Raw genomic sequence first — 1,783 nt, 5'->3', positions numbered from 1 at the left:
CGGGCTCCCCAGACCTACGAGACAGCCTTCCACTCAACATCATCTACGCTGGCATCAGCTGCATAAGCCGTGTCCAGTCTTCGGGTGGAAGCCCCGTGCGGCTTACCCCGAAACCGGCCACGCTGATCGAGCGGATCGCCCGCATGGTCGACCGGGTTGACGGTGTTGAGCACCCGCACACGCTCGCGATCGCAGCGATGGAGGGCGGAGGTCGTACCTGGACGGTGCATGTGTGCACGTGGATCGGCAAAGGCGCCGCTGATCGGGGCAATCCGTTCGGGCTCGGCCAGGATATCGCGCGTCTGCATGAGCAACTGGCCCATCATGGCGGCGCGGCATTCACCGACCAGACGCTAATTTTCGAGCGAGGCCCAGCTCCGACCAGCGAGCAGGAGCTGCCCACCTGGTATGTGGCCCGTCACCTGTGGCGTGATCGGATCTTTCCGCAGCTTGCCGACACTCAACGGCACCTGCGGCCCCAGCCCATCCATGGCTACCTGCACTGGGACAACGTGGTCGCGGGCCGTAACGGCGGGTTCGGCTTCATCGACTTCGACAAGATCATGCACGCCCCACCGGTCTTTGACTTGGCCAAGCTGCTGGCCACCGGCTTCTTCACGATCAGCGCGCACACCCGGTCCGTGCGCTTTCAGCGCTCGCGCGCCGCGGACCTGCTGGCCGGGTATCGCAGCATCCGGCAGCTCGCCGACGCCGAACTCACCGCCCTGGAAGGCTTCGCGGTCATCGTGAACGAAGAAACCGCGCGCTTGGGTCACGTCTACGACGTCGTCGACTACCGGCTCCAGGCTGCTGCGGTCGGCGACTGGTGGCTCGCGCGGCGCCGACGCCAGCCCAGCGACCCGCTCGGCATCCACAAGAACATGTCGACTTCGCCGCCTCCAGCAGTCAGCGCAGAGCAACTGCCTCTCCTGGACACCGAACCCGAGCCTCAGCGCACCGAATCGGGTCCAGCCACCACCGCCTGAGACCCGCTGGCGTTCCGTCTTGTCTAGAGCCCTAGACGGCATTTCGTCTAGGGCTCTAGACTCGGCGGAGCACCACGGAAAGGGAACCACCGTGCCACCGAGTGACCTTGAGCGGATCGCCGCGATCGACGACCCGTACCTGCTGATCCGCCAGGCCACCGAGCGACTGAGCGCGGCGCAGCAGGAGGTCACTGAGCTGGCAAGGCTACGGCGTCGCGTGATCCAGGAGCTGCATGCACAGGGCATCTCCTATGCCCAGATCGCGCAGCAAGCCGGCCTCTCGCGCGGGCGTATCCACCAGATCAAGCACACTGGCCCCGCGCCTGAGGGCGCGTTCCTCGGCACCGGTACGGTCACCGTGGTCACCCCGCTTCGGCTCGACCCGGAGAAGAAGCGTCCCGTCCTGGCCCTTGACGACATGCGGTCGGGTCAGCGTCTGGAAGAGCTGGCCAAGTCCTTCGGGCTGGCGGTCGAGACCGACAAGGTCACCATTGACGGCGTCATCGATCTCAACCGGCCGAACCTGATCGTCGTCTGTGGCCCCCGCATGTCCGAGGCGATGCACGCGGCCTACGACACCGACCCCGTCATTCGCTGGGAGCGCGACGAACTCGGCTGGCTGCTCCGGGACACGAGAACCGGCGCCGCCTACCGCACCGGCACCCAGCTCGACCCCGAGCAGCCCACCGACTCGGCGTACTTCGGCCGGCTGCCCCGCCCCGACGGCAACGGGACCTTCCTCGCGATCGCCGGCATCAGGACCAACGGCTCGCTCGGCGTCGTCGACCTGCTGACGT

Annotated in this window: 2 protein-coding genes; both read left to right on the top strand. The window is 66.8% G+C overall.

The features are described 5' to 3' along the window. Positions 1–95: 95 nt before the first annotated feature. Positions 96–986 (top strand): phosphotransferase enzyme family protein, encoded by an 891-nt coding sequence (locus ACWEVS_RS46265; protein ID WP_452557622.1) that lies wholly within the window; start codon positions 96–98, stop codon positions 984–986. 91 nt (positions 987–1,077) lie between these two features. Continuing rightward, the coding region (locus ACWEVS_RS46260; protein WP_452557620.1) for a sigma factor-like helix-turn-helix DNA-binding protein at positions 1,078–1,783 on the top strand (706 nt) is incomplete at its 3' end.

Source organism: Nonomuraea sp. NPDC003754, assembly GCF_053605785.1.
This window is presented reverse-complemented; position numbering and strand designations above follow the sequence as displayed.